We start from the raw sequence: 19,022 nt of genomic DNA on the forward strand, positions 1-19,022 counted from the left end.
GAATACGCTTAAATCAAGCTGATGACCATCCCTGATTTAAGGCGGTTTTCCAAAAATAAGCTTTAAAACGGAAGGCAGGGTGAGAAGTTTTAAAGCTCTTTTTAAGTTGCCTGATCAGGAAACTGGTGAAATGCCACAAGCACTTACCTAAGAGAAACAAAGAGAAAGCTTTTATATTGACCAACCAACTACAATCACATTAATCTTATGCTTACCGGACGTGTCAATGCCCCTGAAATAAATACGCCCCATGGCTGGCTCAATACAGACCGTGCCTACACCTTGAAAGATTTCCGGGGGAAGATTGTCTTGCTGGATTTCTGGACCTTCGGCTGCATCAACTGCCAGCACCTTCTGCCTGACCTAAAACGACTGGAGAAAGAATACGCAAAGGAGCTGGTAGTCATTGGCGTGCATTCGGCCAAGTTTGACGCCGAAAAGCGGAAGAACGCCATCCGGCAAGCCATCCTAAAGTTCGGGATTGAGCACCTTGTGGTGAACGATGCAGATTTCGAGGTTTGGAAACAATATGCAGTAAACGCCTGGCCTACCGTTGCCCTCATCGATCCTGATGGAAAAGTAGTGGGCCAAAGATCCGGCGAAGGCATCTATGATATCATCAAACCGCATCTTGATCAGCTCATCCAAACCTTCGGGGAGCGCATCAACAGGGAACCGTATCCTTTCAAAACCGAAGTTCCAGATACTTCGGTGCTGAAGTTTCCTTCCAAACTGATCCAAGACGCAGAAGGCCACCTGTACCTATCTGACAGCGGGAATAACCGAGTCTTGAAGTTAACCACTTCAGGTCAGGTGCTGGAAGTTTTCGGGAACGGCCAGGAAGGGTTTACGGATGGACCTGCCCGTGAGGCCACGTTTGCCCAGCCTCACGGGTTGGCCATGCACCATGGGTTTCTGTACATAGCTGACGCCAAGAACAACGCCATTAGAAAAGTAAACCTGAGCACTAAAGAAGTGACTACCGCAGCTGGAACAGGGGAGCTGAGTTACTATTTTTTCTATGATGAGATAGGCGTACCGGTCAACCCTAACAGCCCTTGGGATTTGTCCGTGGCCGATGACCAATTATACATTGCGAGTGCTGGAAACCACCAGATCCTGCGCATGGACGTGCAAACTGAGAAAGTGTACCGTTTTGCCGGAACCGGCCGCGAAGCCCTCGCCGATGGCAATCTTCTTGAAGCTGCTTTCAACCAGCCCAGCGGACTTACCTTGCAAGAACGTACCCTTTACGTGGCGGACCCGGAAGCCAGCGCCATCAGAGCCGTAGATTTAAACAAAGGAACTGTCACCACGTTGATAGGCCGCGGGCTCTTTGAATTTGGTGATGAAGACGGCGACTTTGACGCAGCTTATCTGCAACACTGCATGGGCATCACCGAGCATCACGGAAATCTGTACGTGGCAGACACCTACAACAGCAAAGTAAAGGTCATGGATCTGGCCAAGGAACGCATCAGGACAGTAGTGGCTGGATTAGATGAACCAAATGATGTACTTATCCACAGCGGTTTTCTGTGGATAACCAACACCAATGCCCATGAACTCTGGAAGGTGAACCTGGAGACGGGAGAAAAAGAAGTGGTGCCGGTGCAACTGGATGCGCAGGAATAGAAGGTGCCACAAGGTCATTCTTAAGCTGGCGCGAATCCATGCACTCGCGCTAGCTTATCTTTTAACCCAGTTCTTCATTTACACAAGATACTCCTTACACCACTAAGCTGATGGGTTGAAGAATCTGGTTTTTCACCCGCAGGGCCTGCTGCAGGTGACGTTGTTGGTGCATCACCAGAAACTCCAAGGCCTCCCCAATCCGCATCTTGAGCAGCCGGAAAAACTCTATTGGAATGGCTTTTTTGTTGACATCAACTTTAGCTGCGGCTTCCAACAGTTGCAACAGGGTGTTCTGGTGCTGCAGGAACTCTTCCAATACCTCAGAAGTAAGCTGGCTGTTGTGTGGGTTCATGTGCTTCAGCGTCTTGTGCTTTTTAACGCCGTTAGGGTTCGCCACGTCCAGTGACTTCTTTCCAACCCAAGAGTAGCACACAGGTTGTGGGGTAAGGGAAGCGGGTGCTGAAGAAATGGCTTGTTCAACATGTGGCAGGTAGAAGCGGCTGTACCGGTTCAAATGCTCCAGGCACTCCAGAATGCTCCAACCGGTGGCGTGGAGTTTGAAATTAAGTTCAAGCTGGTCCAGGGTAAGGAACTCAGATTGAACCAGGCTCTTCTGGGCCTGGGCTTGCTGCTGTAGTTGCGAAAGGAAAGTGGCTGTGTTCATGGCGTTTATCTTTTTTACCAAAGGTATAGGCCGCTTCCTCGCCAAACCTTGATTCAAATCAAGATTTACATAATGCGGCTCAAGGTCTCAGGCGTCATGCGCAGGTACGAGGCAATGTACTTCTTGGGCACCAACTGAAAGATGTGCGGGCTGCGCCGAAGCAGCCGTTCCAGTCGCTGTACCGGATCTGGCAGTTGCAGGTCCACCTCGCGCTCAATCTTTCCCACCAAAGCTTTTTCCAACTCCATGCGCCAGAACTTCCCGAATACAGGCCGTTTTTCCTGAATCAGGTCGAAATCAGTTTTAGAGATGGCAACCAACTCGCTCTTCCTAAGAGCTTGTATGCAGTACTGTGAGGGCATCTGGGTCACCAGTGACGGAAAAGACGTGATGAGGGTATTGGGGTAAGCAAAGCCCACGCAAATGTCTTCGTGCGGACTGGGGAGGTACAGCCACAAAGCACCGCTTTCCACAAAGTACAAATGCTGCTCCACCTGCCCTTGCCTGATGAGAAAATCGCCCCGGTTCACGGTGATTCGCTTCTTCCAAAGCGGCAGGAACGCCTCTACGTCGTCAGGAGAAAATAAGGGAATTTGGGTAAGCAGGGAGGCCAACATAGGCGGCTTGTTATAGACCTGTTTTCTGGAAATTATGCGAAAAATGCAGGTTGAACTAATGTTAGCTTTTTTCGTCTTCTCTAGTAGACAAGATACCTGATTTCTCTTTTATTTCCTGTATTTTTAAAGGCTGAACCCTTCAGAAAATGCCTCTGGAGAGAAGAAAGAGAGAAGTTGGTGAGGGGGCATGAAGCGCTTAGTTTAGAAGAGGGAGAAAATAAATATGTCGTTACTATTTAATGATTTTGCGAGTTGGGGGCAGCACTGCCAAGCTACGGGAGAACCGTTGTACCAGGCCGTGCTTGCCTATGAAACGGAGCAGAAAGGCCGCACCGAAGAACAGATCTGGGATGGCCTGCAACGGGCGTATGACGTTATGCGCGATGCTGTGAAAACCGGCCTCACCGAAGACATGACCTCGCGTTCTGGCATGGTAAACAACGGGGCCAAAAAAGTAGCCGCTGCGCCAGTGACCGTTTTGTCCTCGGAATTCCAACAACTCATTAGCCGGGCTTTAGGGGCGAAGGAAGTGAACTCCTGCATGGGTCGGGTGGTGGCGGCTCCTACGGCCGGGGCTTCCGGTATTCTGCCGGGCATTCTGACCACCATCCAGGACCTGCACAAGCTGGACGACCACAAGATACACGAAGGGCTGTTAGTAGCTGCCGGTATTGCCTTGATCATTGAAACCAATGCCTCTCTGGCCGGAGCGGTAGGCGGTTGCCAGGCCGAAACTGGTAGTGCCGCTGCCATGGGCGCCGGGGCTATTGTGTACTGCCTGGGTGGCACGGTGGAGCAGACCTTTGCAGCCGTCGCTATTACTATCCAGTGTATGTTGGGGTTGATCTGTGATCCGGTAGCTGGTCTCGTAGAAGTGCCTTGCATCGTCCGGAATGCCAGTGCGGCCGCCATTGCGTTTTCCAGTGCTCAGATTGCCATTGCCGGCGTGAACCCGGTTATACCCGTTGACCAATGCGTGATGGCACTTGGCGAAGTAGGGCAAAGCATGGAAACCAGATACAAAGAAACGGCCCTAGGTGGCCTGGCAAACACCCCCAGAGGTCGTGAGATAGAAAACATGGTGCTGGTACAGGACGTGGAGATTCTGCCAGATGAAGACAGTGAGTGAGTGAGTGAGTGAGTGAGTGAGTGAGTGAGTCCCCGTTTAAGGTCTGTTTTGAGAAAACGGCTTTAAATGGGGATTAGTGTTTGTGGTGATGTAGAGGAAATCCTTATGGTTGCCCTTTCACGGTTACAGCAATGCCAAATGCCCTACTTACTACTCAGGCTGCACGGTGACAATGTTCAGGAACTGCTCATTTGCGTCCCAACTCAGCCCGAAAGGATTTTCTTTGTCCTGACCAATGACCTCTACCTTTTCAATTCTTTTGATATCGGCTAAAAACCGTTCACTGTTAACGGGGTGCTTGTTCACCAACACCCGCAGTTGCCGATGCGGTTCGGGTACCTGGAAGTAGTCCAGTACATCGGTTAGTTTCAGGAGTGTTTTCTTGTTTTTAAGCTCAATCGCGATCACTCCGTTCTTCGCTTTATGACCCAGCGGGGCCAAAATAGCAGAGTCTTTATAGATTTTTATGATGGCGATTTCTTTGGGGTTCACAAGCAAAGAAGAATAATCGGTTTCCTGTGATCCCAGAAGCAAGAGTGGTTCTTCAGCAGACTTAATAGCGAATGATCTTGTCAAAAGAAGGGGCCTCATCTCTGTGGGTGGAGAGGCCCGGTCCCGTAGAAACTGCGCCTCGGCGGTGCAGGTAAAAAGCACCACGAGAAAGAAAACTGCAAATATTCTCTTCATAGAATGAATGTACTAATCCTTAAGAGAATATGCTACTCTTCTGTTGGGTTCCTGCTTTCAAGTCAGCTTATGTGTAGCGCTTTCTTAAAAGTACAATCCCTGCATCCGGCCTTTAATAATTTGGGATATCGTTCACGTTGTTTCTGGTGAGCATCAGGCCCAGCATCATGAGCAGGCTGGAGAGCAGCACCACAAAGAAAAGCACACTTTCATTCATGCCTTCTATGACGTACTGCGAGGGAATGCTGTAAAAGAGCAAAATGGTAATCAGGCCCCGGGGCGCAATGAAGAGCTCTGGAATGAGTGGCACTTTGGCAATGTATTGCAGGTAAGCGTACCGCACCAGCAGAATGATGGAGAAAATGGTGAAGCCCAGCACCCATATATCTAACTGATATAACTCTTGCAAGTCAATAGAGAACCCAAAAAGCAGGAAGAAAAATGTCCTGATTACAAAGGCGCTTTCACCGTTAATCTGTTTCAACTGCACAATCTCAGATTGCAGAGATCTCAGACTAATGTATTTCCCTAGCCGGTCTTTGATGAAAAGTGCCGCGTTGTTCAACATCAACCCAAAACACAGCACCATCAATAGGGAAGACAAGTGAAGCTTCTTCCCTATGGAATACAATAGGATCAGAATAGCTATAATCAGGAAGAACTTGATGTGGCTTTTGATCTTGTCTACGAAAAACAACAGGATAAGGCAGCACACTACAGAAATAAGCAGAATACTGACCAAGTCTACTGCCAAGGCAACAAAAGAACCAACGCCCACCCGCTCATTCTGCACCGCAAAGTTAAAAGCGATAATTCCTATAATGTCTGAGAAGGTAGCCTCATACACTATGAACTCGCGTTTCTCAGGGGTCAGGTTGGTAACACTGGGGATAGCGATGGCGCTGCTGATTACGGCCAACGGAATGGCATTGACAATGGCAATCTGGTAAGGGACATTCAGCCAGAAATTTACAAACCACGCAATAAGGGCCGCCGTGATCAATAGCGTGAGCGTGGCCGTAATTAATGTTTTTCTGATGAGCGGCAACTTCTCCCTTTTCAGTTCCAGGTCCAGGGCCCCTTCCAGCACAATCAGAATCAACCCGATAATGCCAAACAGTTCCAGGATGCTCCGCATGCCAGGTAAAGCCACATTGAAGTAGGTAGCGGCCACCTGTAAAAAGATACCTGTGGTGAGTAACAGAATGACTGAGGGTATTTTTGACCGTCTTGCCACTATGTCAAACACATAGGAAAGAACAATCAAGCTGCTAAGGACGATTAGAAATGTATAAGAGTCTAAAACCATGCTGAAAGAGTAGGTGAACACTCATGAAAAGACCAGAGGCGGTAGAAAGGAAAAGGGTAAGCGTCTACCTGTTTTACTGAAAAAAAGAAACACTCCATAGGGGTAAAAGTTTTCTAGCTGGTCTTTTCTTCATCACTAAGGTAGACAGATTTTATTAGCCGAAAGGTGTATTTATGCACACCGTACAAGATTGTACGAGCGACAAAGAAGGAAGACTGATGTTTTTTTAATATTCTTCCAGCTTCAAAACAAAGCCGAACTCAATGTGCCTGAGCCTGAAAGCTCTCTTTCTGCTACTAAACCTCTGCCTTTTATCCCGTTTTTGACCTGTTTTCATATGAACACCTTAAAAATTCTTTTTCTCTCTGCGGTAGCTACCGTTCTAGTAGGTGCTGCTGGTTGCTCAATGCCAGACATGAAAGTAAGCGAAGGCATGCAGCAAGATGCCACGGCCATGCCTGTAGTAGGGAGGTCTGCCTTTAGATTGTCTATAGGCAAAGAGAAGGGTTTTGGATTTGGGAACTACCAGTTAGAGGGGATTCAACGCGGCTGGACTCGCAAAACAGGTAATGAAGGAGGTAATCTTCTCAACGTGGCTGAGGGCTATCAGAAGTATAGCTTCGGGGTAAGAGATACGGTGCGGCAAAAAACCTTTTTTGTTCAGGCAGCTGCCATGCTGCGCTCCATTACGGCTGAAGCTGCAGGGTTTTCTGTTGATTTAAACAAACAGCGCGAGTTCCTGCGGGTTGCCTTTCATTCACCCGAGAGCGGGGAATGGGAGCTCTCTTTGGCAGATCCGGGCCATTTTATGCAGCGGAAAAATTTCCTGGGCAAGCTCAGCAATGGCACTCATGAGATAGAGGTGTTCCCTTTGTACAGATTTGAAGGCAAGTCTCTCCCGTCCAGCGCCGCCATAGGGTATGAGTTTTCTCAGGAGGGGCACGTGCTTGCCACTGTTCAAACGATGAATACCGGGAAAGTTTGGATGAAGAACACCCTGAGTCCAGACTTACGCATGGTATTGGCCAGTGCCTGTGGCTCCCTGCTGCTGTACAACAAACTTGATGAGAGTAACTGATTGCGGCTCTCCGCTTCCAAAAGATAGGTATTAGTCATTAGTAAGATTGCGGTAGAGTTTTTGAGTCATTTTGCTGAAAACAAGTTTAAAAGACGCTTTAGCTTAGTTACGGTCTTTCTACCAATTCCGGGTGATTGGTCATGACACCATCGGCACCCAGGTCAAATAACTTTTGGATGTTCTTGGGGGTGTCTTCTGTCCAGATGAAGGTCTTAAAGCCTTGGTTGTGCAGCGAGGTGATAAAGGCTTTAGAGGCGAAATAGCGGTGCACGTTAATGGCGGTGGCCTCAGAGTAACGGTCAAAGCCGCCAAACTTAAGTTCGTGGTCAATAAAGATGGGCAGGAACGGGATTTTGCCTACGATCAGCTTATGAGTGGGAATGACAAAGTCAGCTTTCCAGATGCGCTCCAGAATGGGGTCGTGGAACGACTGGAGCACACACCATTCCTCTGCACGTGCCTCTCGTATAAGCTGGATAGTTTTTTCCTCTAATCCCTCGTAATACTCCTCTTCCCCTTTCTTGAGTTCAATCAGCAACTTCTTCTTGCCTTTGACAATGCGCAGCACCTGGGCCAGGGTAGGAATTTGTACGTCAGTGAAGGAAGAGTCAAACTTAATGCCGGCTTCCAGCTTTTTGAGTTCTGCCAAAGTAAGATCGGCAACCCGACCGGTACCGTTAGTGGTGCGGTCTACAGTAGGGTCATGAATCACCACTACTTCGCCGTCCTTACTTTGGTGAACGTCTATTTCAATAAAATCGCAGGAAGTTTCAAGGGCTTTTTTAATGGCGGGAATGGTGTTTTCCGGGGCAAGCCCGGAAGCACCCCTATGCGCGATCAGGCTTACCTTTCGGCCTGTCTTTTTTAAGGTAATACCTTTTTCAGGTGTGTCAGCACTTCCGCAGGCACACATGATAAATAAAAGGATGGGCAGAGATGCCCACCTCAACCAACTTATGTTCTCTCTGGTACCAGATCTTTCGTTCATAAACGCGCTGGTCTATCTGTAGACTTCAGCGTTGAAAGATAATATAGTTTTCGGTTTTGCCCAACGGCAACAGAAAGCGTGCACGGCCTGAATTACAAAATGTCTACCTGGCGGGTAATGCTTTCTTCCAAAGAGATGAATGTTTCTGTGCGTTCTACGCCTTCAATTGCCTGAATTTTCTCGTTTAGTACTTCACGCAGGTGCAGGGTGTCACGGCAGATGATTTTGGCAAACATGCTCCACTGCCCGGTGGTGTAATGCATTTCCACAATCTCGGGCACTTGTCGCATGGCGGTAACCGCAGTTTGGTAGGCAGAGCCTTTTTCCAGGTAAATACCTATGAAGGCGCAAATGTCATAACCTACTGCATTGGGGTTGATGAATAGGTGTGATCCTTTGATCACCCCTAAATCTTCCAACTTCTTCATGCGCACGTGTACGGTACCCCCAGAAACTTGCAATTCTTTGGCTATGTCTGTGTAAGCTCTGGTGGCATCCAGCATAAGCATGGAAAGAATTCTTCTGTCAAGATTATCAATTTCTGAAACTTGGGCCATTTTATAGGTCTATTATTAGCAATTCAACAAAGAATAATATCTCTTTTTAAAGATGTGCTAAGGTACAAAAAATATATTTACGAAATTATTAAATTATTTGCAATATTGATATGTTTGTTACATTGAATTAAGACGAAAGTTAACATTTTAATAAAAACTATCATGCAAGCTGATTTAATAGAAGACGTAAAAGTAAGTATGGAGTCAACATTGGCTCAGTTGCAGGGGGTTTCTACCGTAAATGTACTAAAAGTACAGCAAGCTATCATCAGGGCAACCCACCAGTTCATGTTTGAGCGTGGTTTGGTGCAACTAATGCCACTCATGCTCTCACCTATTACTGATCCATTGAACCATGGCGTGGTAGATGCTGCTATCTCGTATGCCGGCAGCCGTTGGAGCCTGACTAAATCTATGATTTTCCATAAGCAGTTGGCGTTGCTGAATCCAGAACTGGAGGCGTTGTACATTGTTTCACCTAACGTTCGTCTGGAGTTTGCTGACCGTGCATTTACGGGCCGTCACTTATTTGAGTTCACACAGATAGACTTTGAATTCCGGAACAAAGATGGGGCTTTTGTGCGCAGCTTTATGGAAGAACTAACCAACTTCATCTTTGCCGCCGTGAAACGGGACCTGCCCGAGATTGTAGCCCAGTATCGCCCAGAGTCATTGCCGGAAATAGGAAAATTAGAAGTATACCGCACCGAGGAGCTGGAGGCGCAGTATGGCCCTGACTATGAGCACATCAAATCCAAAGAGGCTACCCAGCCCTTCTGGCTCCTGAACCACCGCCGGGAGTTCTATGACAAGGAAGACCCTGCCAAGCCCGGCACGTACCTGAACTATGATTTGATCTGGCCCGAGGGCTTTGGCGAAGGGTTGTCTGGCGGAGAGCGTGAAAACGAGTACAATCAAATTCTGAAACGGATGGGCGAGACCGGCTCTGACCAGGAGGCGTTCAAACACTACCTGCAAGTGGCCCAACAGCAAGGGTTGCCGTATACTGCCGGGGCAGGTTTTGGAGTAGAGCGCATGGCCCGGTTTATCTGTCGTATAAAAGACATCAATGATGTAACGCCTTTCTCCCGCCGGCCCGGAATGCCAGCACTTTTCTAACAAAATCAGCCATTTATTAGAAAAAATAAGTGTTTTCAGGATGTTTTGTTAAAACATCCTGAAAACACTTTTCATTTCACCGTATCCTGCCCGATATTTGAGCGCCATTCCTGCTGGAGCGGTGCTAACGTATCAGAGGCGGTGGCTGATTCTTTTGTTCTGCCTCTCAAACATTTATCTTCCATGAGTACGCATAAGCACTTCATCATTGACTTTGACAGTACCTTCACCAAGGTGGAAGCCCTGGACGAACTTTGCGCCATCTGCATCCCGGACCCGGGCAAGCGGCAAAAAGCACTCACTGAAATCCAACGCATCACAGACCTGGGCATGGAGGGCGAAATTCCGCTGGTAGACTCCCTTGACCAACGGCTTGCCTTGCTCAACGCCAACACAGAGCACATTGGCATCCTCATTGAACACCTGAAAGGCCAGATCTCTGAGTCGTTCAAGCATAACAAAGCTTTCTTTGAGAATTTCAGAGATGATATCTATATTATCTCCAATGGGTTCAAAGAATTCATTGTGCCCATTGTGCAGGAATTAGGCGTAAAGCCCGAAAACGTGTTCGCCAATAGTTTCACCTATGACGAGGCGGGCAATATAACCGGGTTTGATCGTGAAAACGTGCTTACCCAAAACCAGGGCAAAGCAAAACAGATAAAATCCTTGAATCTGCCTGGGGAAGTGTACGTCATTGGAGACGGCTACACCGACTGGGAAATTAAAGAAGCCGGTATCGCCGATAAATTCTATGCCTTCACGGAGAACGTGAGCCGCGACAGCGTAATAGGCAGAGCAGACCACGTCACGCCAAGCTTAGATGAGTTCCTGTACGTGAACAAGCTGCCAAGCGCCCTTTCGTACCCTAAGAACCGTATCAAGGTGCTGGTGTTGGAAGGAATTCATGAGTTGGCGGTGAACATGTTCAGGCAGGAAGGTTACCAGGTAGAAGTCATTGCCGGGGCGCTGGAAGAGGATGAACTGTGTGCCCAGCTGCATGATGTGGCCATTCTTTGTATAAGATCCAAAACGCAGGTAACTGCTAAAGCATTGGCTCATGCCCCGCGTTTGATGGCGGTGGGTGCCTTCTGCATCGGGACAAACCAGATTGATTTACAAACCTGCACAGAGCGGGGCATTGTGGTGTTTAACGCACCTTACAGCAACACCCGAAGCGTGGTAGAGATGGCCATTGGCGAAATCATCATGCTTTCCCGCGGCATTGTAGAGAAAAGCAACCGCATGCACGTAGGCGAGTGGGACAAGTCTGCCAAAGGCTCTAATGAAATCAGAGGAAAGAAACTGGGAATCATTGGATACGGCAACATTGGGTCACAGCTTTCAGTTTTAGCTGAGGGTTTGGGCATGGAGGTTTACTTCTATGACGTGGTAGACAAATTAGCTTTGGGTAATGCCAAAGTCTGTAATTCTTTAGCCGAGTTGCTGACTTTGGCAGATATTGTGACCTTGCACGTAGATGGTCGCGCCAGCAACAAAAACATCATTGGCCCAAAGGAGTTTGAGTTGATGAAACCCGGCGTGTTGTTCCTGAACCTAGCCCGTGGCCACGTGGTTGACATTGAGGCCCTGGCTGAGAACCTCAAAAGCGGGAAAATAAGAGGTTGTGCGGTAGACGTGTTCCCGTATGAGCCCAAGAACAACCAGGAGCAGTTTGAATCGGCGCTTCGCGGATTGCCGAATACGTTGCTTTCTCCTCACATTGGGGGAAGCACCGAGGAGGCGCAGGAAAACATTGCGCAGTACGTGCCTTCCAAAATGATTGACTACGTCAATACCGGAGGTTCTTACAACAGCGTGAACTTCCCTAACCTGCAACTGCCCGCCTTGCGGAATGCGCACCGCCTCATCCATATTCACCGCAATGTGCCGGGCATTCTGGCTAAAATAAACAACGCCTTGGCTGAGAACCAGATCAACATCCTGGGCCAATACTTGAAAACGAACGAGACCATTGGCTATGTGATCACCGATGTGGACACCAAGTATGACCGTTCCGTTATTAAGCAGCTGAAGCAGATCCCGGACACTATTAAATCCCGGACGCTTTATTAATAAGTAGTAAGTAGCGTGACGAATACTACTCAGAACCTGTTTTAAGCCTGATTTCACAGAAATCGGCCTAAAACAGGTTCTTTCATTCACTCATTTATCAAATCACTCCTTCACTCAAGAACTATGGCATCCGTTTACTTCACTCCCGGCCCGGCGCAACTGTACCCTACCGTAGCAGGGCATCTGCAGACTGCATTAGACAAACAGGTGTTTTCTCAATCACACCGGAGTCAGGCGTTTAAAGATTTGTACAAGCGCGCCGATGCCGGGCTGCGGGCGCTGTTCAACTTACCGGAGGATTATGCCATTTACTTTACTGGTTCGGCCACTGAGATCTGGGAACGGAGCCTCCAAAGCCTTACCGCGCAGAAAACATATCATCTGGTAAATGGCTCGTTTTCCAAAAAGTACTTAGATCATGCCAAATGGCTGGGCCGGGATGCACAGGTGCTTCAGGTGCCTTTTGGCAAAGGCTTCTCCTTAGAAGAGGTTCAGGTACCCGGTGGAACAGAGTTGCTGGCCATTACGCAGAATGAAACCAGTTCTGGGGTATGCATGCCTGTAAGTGATATTCATGCATTGCGGGAAAAATTTCCTGAGCCCTTGATCTCTGTAGATATGGTTTCAGGGGCGCCGTATGCCGCGCTTGACTTCTCTAAAGTAGACATGGCATTCTTCTCGGTGCAGAAAGGATTCGGCTTGCCTGCGGGATTAGGGGTGTGGTTGGTGAACGGGCGTTGCCGTGAGGTGGCAGCTGGACTAGAAGGAAAGCAATATACCGGCGGGCACCATAGTATAGCCTCATTACAAGACCAATATCAGCAGTTTCAGACCCCTTTTACGCCTAATGTGCTGGATATATTCCTATTAACCCACGTAGTGGAAGACATGCTGACCAAAGGCATTGAGACCATCCGGCAGGAGACAGAGGCCAAGGCGCATCAGGTGTATACCTTCCTGGAGGAGAGTTCTCTATTTGCGCCGTTTGTGCAGGAAAAAGCGCATCGTTCACCCACGGTTATAGTAGCCGATGTGCTGGAAAAGCCCGCGGCAGAGGTTATTTCGCTGCTAAAAAAACAGGGCATGGTGCTGGGCAGCGGGTACGGAGCCTCCAAGGAAAAGCAGATCAGGATTGCCAACTTCCCTGCTATTTTTGAGCAGGAGATGGATACTCTCGTTAAAGCACTTCGGCAACTATAAGTAAATTCAAAGGCTTTGCTTATGATAAATGCAAAAACAAAGTAAAATAATATAAACCCATTAGCTAATTTCAAGTATAAGAGCTTATTAGTATTAACTTTCTAATATAACTCTTATGAAAAAGCATTTACTTACTGTGTTGTTGTGTGCCTTTGGGCTTTCACTCTCTCCACTTGCAAGTGCCGCCCCTGCAGCGGTGCATACTGAAGAAGCGCTTCCTTTCTTTAAGAAGAAAAAAGGGTCTATGGCAAGGTACAAGCAACTGAAGCGAAACAACGGGACTTACGTGAAAAAACGCACCAACAAAAAGAAGTCTCTGTTTTAACAACAGGGTGGTGAAGTACCAGAGTTATATAAATCAAATTTGCACCCAAACAGCGTTCATAGCCTTGGTTAGAAAACAAAAGAGCCATCTGAAATCAGATGGCTCTTTTGTTTTAGCGGTTTTTGCGTTGTTTTCGCCACATCTCATTAAAAGAAAGCGGGGCGGCTACCAAGGGCTCCCGGCGTTTGCTCCAGGTTTCTTTCTGTACATGCCCTAACACAAAGTTTTTGACAGAAGCGGGCGCAAAGTTCAGGAGCCTGCGGTTTTGCATGCCCTTTGCCCAAAACCTGAAAGCTAGTTTCTCATTTTTGTCCACCAACCCTTCTTCCACGCTTTGCTTCCGGTTGATGAGTAGTAAGTTATGCAGGTTGATCTTAACCGGGCACACGCTGGTGCAGGCGCCGCATAGGGAGCTGGCGTAACTTAGGTGCTTGTTTTCTTCCATGCCTGCCAGGTGCGGCGTAATCACTGACCCAATAGGACCGCTGTATGTAGTCTCATAGGTATGGCCGCCAATATTCTTGTACACCGGGCAAACATTTAAGCAGGCACCACATCTGATGCAGTTGAGGGCTTCGCGCTGTTCAGGCTGGGCTAACAAGTTCGTGCGGCCGTTGTCCAGCAGTACCACGTACATTTCCTCTGGACCATCTTTCTCAGTAGGCTGACGAGGACCGGTTAAGATGGTGTTGTAGATGGTCACGTTTTGGCCGGTACCGCTGGTGCTGAGCAGGGGCCAGAACAGGTCCAAATCCAGCATAGACGGAATCAACTTTTCAATGCCTACAATGGCAATGTGCGTTTTCGGGAACGTGGTGGATAAGCGGGCATTGCCTTCGTTCTCTGTCACCGCTATTCCTCCAATGTCAGCGATGAGGAAGTTCGCGCCACTGACGCCTACCTCGGCTTGCGTGTACTTCTCGCGCAGCAGTTTGCGGGCAGTGAGCACCAGTTGTTGGGCGTCATCGGTAAGCGGGATGTTCAGTTTTTTATGGAATAGCTCCGCAATGTCTTTTTTAGACATGTGCATGGCTGGCGTCACAATGTGGTACGGCCGCTGACCAGCCAACTGCACAATGTACTCGCCCAGATCGGTCTCTACGGTTTCAATGCCGTTCTTCTCCAGGAAGTCGTTCAGGTGAATTTCTTCGGTGCTCATGGACTTAGACTTCACCACAGACTTTGCGCGTTTGCGCTTTATGATGGTGCCAATCTCCCGCAGGGCTTCCTCAGCGTTCTGCGCCCAAATGACTTTCCCGCCTCTTTTGGTGAAATTGTTCTCAAACTCCACCAGGTACTTGTCCAGGTTGTTGATGGTCTGGGTTTTCAGGAACGAGGCGCGCTCGCGGGCTAGTTCATGGTGCTCATAGGCTGCCATGCCGTTCTGCACAGCTGCATTGTATTTGCCAATGTTGAAACGAATCTTCTTCCTATGCTCCAGGTCAAAGGCTTTGTTCTCTGAGTCCTGCAGGAACTGCTTTAGTTTTATGCTCAAGGTACTTCTCCAAATATAGGTAAAGGGGCTTGTGCCCAATCTACTGACTAAACTAATAAGATGCCTGCAAAATTAGCGAACCTTTGGCGCAAATAGACAACAAGCTGCATCCTTGTCATAGGTGGCTGCTGCCTGAATACTAAGTTATTTTGGTTCCGCAGGTGTCTTTCTACTGGCAGATAACGTGAAGAAGGAGTATGAGGTACGTTTAGGCCCTGTTTTTCTGAGAACAAGGCCAAAACGACATGGTGCTTTTAGTTACCGGCTTTCAATTGGGTTAGAAATGCACTGATGTCGCTGGTGTCTTCGCCGGTGCTCTTGGCTAACTCCAGGGCTTCTTTGGCCGCTTTTGCTGCAGGTGCGTCTTTTCCTGTCTTGTGCTGTAGTTGGGCATACAGATACAGGTTCTCTGGGTCTTTATGTAAGGCAACGGCTTTTTTCATAATTCGGGTACCAATCTTCAGCGCTTCTTTGTCTTCGGCGAAGCTGTTGAGGTACATGCCTGTTTCATATAACGTGCGCCAATCTTGTTCGGCGTAGCCTTTGCTGTACTCCAAAGTTGTTTTGGCATACGTGAGCCAGTCTCTCCGTCCGGCGTAGAAGTAAATCATGGCTAAGGTGGAAATCCGTTTGGTTTCTTTGAAGTTGGTAGATACGGCTTGCTGAACATCCTTAAGCAAGGCTATATTATTTTCTGCACCTGCTTTTTGAGCTGTCCTGGTAATGATTCTCTCGGTTCTGGTCTTCACCTCTTCTTCTTTAAACAAAGGCGAAAACTTGTGCTGGTTCTGCAGTAAATATTGGGTAGTGGGTGAGCGGAAATCGAGGTTTTTGGAAAAGATATATTGGAGATTTATAGCTGAGTTAAGTTGTTGGCTGGTTTGAGTGGCCAAATACTCATTTACTACTCTTTCCTCCAGGCTATCGGCTTGTCCGTAGTAGGCCAATGCCTTGCTGTAATGGTATAGAAAGGAAGAAGCCCGTTCTCCATTGTCATACCTTCTCTTCAGCGTAAACAGGGCTTTCTCTGGGTTAAAGGCGTTTTTGCCGTCTTCTATAAATTTTTCGGCAGGCTTGCCGGCACCGCTTTGGTGCAGTAGTTCTGCGTCCTTGTCAAAGTACAGATAAGAGGGAAAGCTGGAGATGGCGTACCTTTTAGCCAGTGCCTCGCCTTCAGCATTGTCTTCTATGTTGATCTTATAGCTGATAAACGTGGTATTATAAAAATCAGCGACTTCTTTCATGGGGAAGACTTCTTTCTCCATTTGCTTGCAGTACCGGCATCTAGGTGTTGTGGCGTATAGAAAAATCGCTTTTCCTTCTTGTTTTGCGGTCTGAAGCACTTGTTCCCAGGAAGAAGAGGCAAAGTTGATACTTACTTTCTCCTGCGCCGTCGCTGGCAAGGAAGCGAAGAGCAGGAGAAGCGCTGCAATGATGTTTGAACAAAGTCTTTTACACGATATAAGCATATTTAATTTATTACTGCTGAGTGCACAACTATGGGCCAGTCGCGGCACTGAGGCATTTATGAAATATTAGATTAATTTTCCTTAAGCTCTTTATCTCTTAGTCCATAAGAGCATACGTTTCCAAGGCTCTTTTTTCATGGAAGATAAAGAAACTCACCGCCTGAAACAAAAAAAAGGAGAGACCATGGCCTCTCCTTTTCTGTACTCCTGATAAAATTATTTCTTGTTGCTGTCCACCTTGATCCGCTCTGTGCGGTTGGCCAGGTCCCAGGCGGTGTAGAACACCAGGCGGGCTACTTTCTCGGCAGACTGGAAGTTGATTTTCTCCACGTCATCGGTAGGTTGGTGGTAGTCTTCGTGCACTCCGTTGAAGTAGAAAGCAACCGGAATGTTGTTCTTCGCGAAGTTGTAGTGGTCTGAACGGTAGTAGAACCGGTTAGGATCATTAGGGTCGTTGAACCGGTAGTCCAGATCTATGTTCGTATAGGTTTTGTTCGCGTTCTCAGAGATGGCGTGCAACTCAGAAGAAAGCTTGTCTGACCCAATCAAGTAGATGTAATCAGGTTTGCCTTCGTGCTCTTTGTCATGGCGGCCAATCATGTCAATGTTGAGGTTAGCTACCGTGTTCTCCAGCGGGAATACTGGATTCTCCGTGTAGTACTCAGAACCTAACAAGCCTTTTTCCTCAGCGGTAACGGTCAGGAACAGGATGCTGCGGCGCGGACCATGTCCGTTTTTCTTTGCTTGTGCGAATGCCTCTGCCAATTCCATCACCGCCATAGTGCCGGAACCATCGTCATTGGCACCGTTGTACACTACACCGTTCTTGATGCCTTCGTGGTCATAATGCGAGCTGATAACAATCAGTTGGTCTTTCAGGTCAGAGCCCTCCACGTAACCCAACACGTTTTCAGTAGGCAGTGCCTGACGGTTACGGGCGGTTTTGATCTTCACGTTGGTAGCGGCCTTGTACGGCGAGGCTACGGCTTTCCCGGCTTTGCCTACTGAAGCACCATAGGCAACCAGTTGCTCAGGCTTGGTGTTCAACAAAGCAGCAGCCATGGTAGGAGACACGTAGATGTTGGCGGCACGTGGCTGCGTAGCCGAAGCTCCAAACCCAATGGACGGGCGAGTTAGCATGCCAGCATAACGGGCCGTCAATTGCTGGAACTCGGCATCAGTAGTGCCCATCACCACTAACACGCTTTTCGCTCCTTTTTTAGTGGCGGCAGCGGCTTTGGTACGGGCATCCTGTGACCAGGTGCTCATTTTATCAGTGCCGCTGATCAGGTATTTGCCATCGGCTTTCTTAGGTTCACCGGCCAGAACTACTACGGCTTTACCCGTCACGTCCAGGTTGGTGTAGTCTGAGTAGGCAGGGTCATCAATGCCGTAACCAGCAAACACAACCTGGGCGGTTTCCTCATTCTGGTACGGCGATGCGCCCAGCACGAAGAAGTCTTTGCCCATGGTGAACTTCTTAGAGCCCACGGTTACGTAGCCTTCGCCCCAGCTGCTTTTCTCCAGGTCAAAAGTTTGGTAGTACGGGTTAGATCCGGTTTTTACCGGGCCCGGCACGCCAACAGCTTTGAAGTGATTGGAAATATATTCAGCGGCCATTTTCTGCCCACGCTCACCGGTTTCACGGCCTTCTAAAGAATCGGAGGCTAACACGCGCAGGTATTTCTCCATATCTGCCGCGGTAATGGTGTTTGCGTATTGCGTTGGGTTGGCGGCACTGGCACCAGAAGTGGCTGCTGGGCTGTTGCCAGTTGTGGCGCCTCCAGCCGTGGAAGCCGATGGGGTTTGGGACGTAGAACAAGCCGATAAGAAAGCGGCGGCCATGCCCAGCGTGTACAAATGCTTTTTCATGAAATTGTTTGTCTTTCAGTAATAAGACCTTAATGCTACTGAAATTTGAGCTAACGAACAAACGATAGTAGCTTTAAGCCTGTTTTTGAGAAACTTTGGCAAAAATGATGCCTCAAAAATCTCTATGGTTTGTGAATCAGAACAGTAGCGTAGGCAGCCACTCCTTCTTTCTTCCCTACAAAGCCCAACTGCTCCGTGGTAGTAGCCTTAATAGAGATATCTTCTTCCGGAATGCCCATTACCTCCGCTAAACACGTTTTCATGGCAGGAATATGCGGGTTCACTTTAGGCTCCTGCAAGCAAATGGTAGAGTCAATATTACCTACCTCGTAGCCTCTGTCCCTGATCAGTTTCATGACCTCGCGCAGCAGAATCTTGCTGTCAATGCCTTTGTACTGCGGGTCTTTGTCAGAGAAATGAAACCCTATGTCTCTCAGGTTGGCAGCCCCTAATAAGGCGTCGCAAATCACATGAATTAAAACATCAGCGTCTGAGTGACCCAGGGCGCCATGCGTATGGGGTAATTTGATCCCGCCTAGCCAGAAATCTAATCCTTCCTGTAATTGGTGCACGTCATAGCCGAAGCCGGTTCTTATGTTGAAGCTCATAGTTTTTTATGGATGCTAGTATCTGGATGGTAGATACTAGACTGATGATGATATAATTGATTAACCCTCTCCTGTCGTCTTGGAAAGACCTTGCGGGCGAATTGTAAAAGCGTAATAGTAAGTGCCAATACAGTTTGCCCATAAGGTCCTTTCAGGATGACAAAGGGGTGAGGAGGCTGAAAAGTTGCTTTAAA

Annotated in this window: 17 protein-coding genes; 7 read left to right on the forward strand and 10 right to left on the reverse strand. The window is 48.2% G+C overall.

Annotated features, from left to right (window positions below):
• Nucleotides 1-207: 207 nt before the first annotated feature.
• Complete coding sequence (locus DC20_RS09750; protein ID WP_062543663.1) at nucleotides 208-1,635, forward strand: thioredoxin-like domain-containing protein; 1,428 nt, start codon at nucleotides 208-210, stop codon at nucleotides 1,633-1,635.
• A gap of 94 nt (nucleotides 1,636-1,729) precedes the next feature.
• On the opposite strand, the gene DC20_RS09755 is transcribed toward DC20_RS09750, so the two are convergent.
• Both DC20_RS09755 and DC20_RS09760 read right to left on the reverse strand, forming a co-directional pair.
• Complete coding sequence (locus DC20_RS09755; RefSeq protein ID WP_083470289.1) at nucleotides 1,730-2,299, reverse strand: DinB family protein; 570 nt, start codon at nucleotides 2,297-2,299, stop codon at nucleotides 1,730-1,732.
• Between the two features lie 65 nt (nucleotides 2,300-2,364).
• On the reverse strand, nucleotides 2,365-2,916 hold the full coding sequence (locus tag DC20_RS09760; protein ID WP_062543664.1) for a Crp/Fnr family transcriptional regulator: 552 nt from the start codon (nucleotides 2,914-2,916) through the stop codon (nucleotides 2,365-2,367).
• Between the two features lie 223 nt (nucleotides 2,917-3,139).
• Here DC20_RS09760 and sdaAA point away from each other — a divergent pair, with 223 nt between their 5' ends.
• A complete protein-coding gene (gene sdaAA / locus DC20_RS09765; RefSeq protein WP_062543665.1) occupies nucleotides 3,140-4,045 on the forward strand; it encodes an L-serine ammonia-lyase, iron-sulfur-dependent, subunit alpha in 906 nt (301 codons plus the stop codon).
• A gap of 150 nt (nucleotides 4,046-4,195) precedes the next feature.
• Here sdaAA and DC20_RS09770 read toward each other — a convergent pair whose 3' ends face one another.
• Both DC20_RS09770 and DC20_RS09775 read right to left on the reverse strand, forming a co-directional pair.
• Entirely contained in the window at nucleotides 4,196-4,732 is a 537-nt protein-coding gene (locus DC20_RS09770; RefSeq protein WP_157593121.1) for a hypothetical protein, read from the reverse strand.
• A gap of 112 nt (nucleotides 4,733-4,844) precedes the next feature.
• Nucleotides 4,845-5,999 carry a cation:proton antiporter domain-containing protein gene (locus DC20_RS09775; protein WP_062543667.1) on the reverse strand — a complete coding sequence of 385 codons (1,155 nt, stop codon included), beginning with the start codon at nucleotides 5,997-5,999 and terminating at the stop codon, nucleotides 4,845-4,847.
• 379 nt (nucleotides 6,000-6,378) lie between these two features.
• On the opposite strand from DC20_RS09775, the gene DC20_RS09780 reads away from it, so the two are divergent.
• The gene (locus tag DC20_RS09780; protein WP_062543668.1) at nucleotides 6,379-7,119 is read left to right on the forward strand and encodes a hypothetical protein; all 741 of its coding nucleotides are present in this window, start codon (nucleotides 6,379-6,381) and stop codon (nucleotides 7,117-7,119) included.
• A gap of 106 nt (nucleotides 7,120-7,225) precedes the next feature.
• On the opposite strand, the gene DC20_RS09785 is transcribed toward DC20_RS09780, so the two are convergent.
• The gene (locus DC20_RS09785) at nucleotides 7,226-8,107 is read right to left on the reverse strand and encodes a glycerophosphodiester phosphodiesterase (protein ID WP_062543669.1); all 882 of its coding nucleotides are present in this window, start codon (nucleotides 8,105-8,107) and stop codon (nucleotides 7,226-7,228) included.
• Between the two features lie 92 nt (nucleotides 8,108-8,199).
• Nucleotides 8,200-8,664 (reverse strand): Lrp/AsnC ligand binding domain-containing protein, encoded by a 465-nt coding sequence (locus DC20_RS09790; protein WP_062543670.1) that lies wholly within the window; start codon nucleotides 8,662-8,664, stop codon nucleotides 8,200-8,202.
• A gap of 162 nt (nucleotides 8,665-8,826) precedes the next feature.
• Here DC20_RS09790 and DC20_RS09795 point away from each other — a divergent pair, with 162 nt between their 5' ends.
• The 4 genes from DC20_RS09795 (at nucleotide 8,827) to DC20_RS09810 (ending at nucleotide 13,384) form a co-directional block, all read left to right on the forward strand.
• Nucleotides 8,827-9,783: an asparagine synthetase A gene (locus DC20_RS09795; protein ID WP_062543671.1), complete on the forward strand. Its 957-nt coding sequence runs from the start codon at nucleotides 8,827-8,829 to the stop codon at nucleotides 9,781-9,783.
• 183 nt (nucleotides 9,784-9,966) lie between these two features.
• Nucleotides 9,967-11,859, forward strand: a complete 1,893-nt coding sequence (serA, locus tag DC20_RS09800; protein ID WP_062545896.1) for a phosphoglycerate dehydrogenase — start codon at nucleotides 9,967-9,969, stop codon at nucleotides 11,857-11,859.
• A 123-nt stretch (nucleotides 11,860-11,982) separates the two neighbouring features.
• Nucleotides 11,983-13,059, forward strand: a complete 1,077-nt coding sequence (locus DC20_RS09805; protein WP_062543672.1) for an aminotransferase class V-fold PLP-dependent enzyme — start codon at nucleotides 11,983-11,985, stop codon at nucleotides 13,057-13,059.
• Between the two features lie 115 nt (nucleotides 13,060-13,174).
• Nucleotides 13,175-13,384 (forward strand): hypothetical protein, encoded by a 210-nt coding sequence (locus tag DC20_RS09810; protein WP_062543673.1) that lies wholly within the window; start codon nucleotides 13,175-13,177, stop codon nucleotides 13,382-13,384.
• Between the two features lie 112 nt (nucleotides 13,385-13,496).
• Here DC20_RS09810 and DC20_RS09815 read toward each other — a convergent pair whose 3' ends face one another.
• From DC20_RS09815 to ispF, 4 genes are all read right to left on the reverse strand, one after another.
• Nucleotides 13,497-14,879, reverse strand: a complete 1,383-nt coding sequence (locus DC20_RS09815) for a LutB/LldF family L-lactate oxidation iron-sulfur protein (RefSeq protein WP_062545897.1) — start codon at nucleotides 14,877-14,879, stop codon at nucleotides 13,497-13,499.
• A gap of 254 nt (nucleotides 14,880-15,133) precedes the next feature.
• Nucleotides 15,134-16,348: a thioredoxin family protein gene (locus DC20_RS09820; RefSeq protein WP_083470290.1), complete on the reverse strand. Its 1,215-nt coding sequence runs from the start codon at nucleotides 16,346-16,348 to the stop codon at nucleotides 15,134-15,136.
• Between the two features lie 216 nt (nucleotides 16,349-16,564).
• Complete coding sequence (locus DC20_RS09825) at nucleotides 16,565-18,220, reverse strand: M28 family peptidase (protein WP_062543675.1); 1,656 nt, start codon at nucleotides 18,218-18,220, stop codon at nucleotides 16,565-16,567.
• Between the two features lie 122 nt (nucleotides 18,221-18,342).
• A complete protein-coding gene (gene ispF, locus DC20_RS09830; RefSeq protein WP_062543676.1) occupies nucleotides 18,343-18,828 on the reverse strand; it encodes a 2-C-methyl-D-erythritol 2,4-cyclodiphosphate synthase in 486 nt (161 codons plus the stop codon).
• Nucleotides 18,829-19,022 lie beyond the last annotated feature (194 nt).

Origin of the sequence: Rufibacter tibetensis (genome assembly GCF_001310085.1) — a bacterium.
GTDB lineage: Bacteria > Bacteroidota > Bacteroidia > Cytophagales > Hymenobacteraceae > Nibribacter > Nibribacter tibetensis.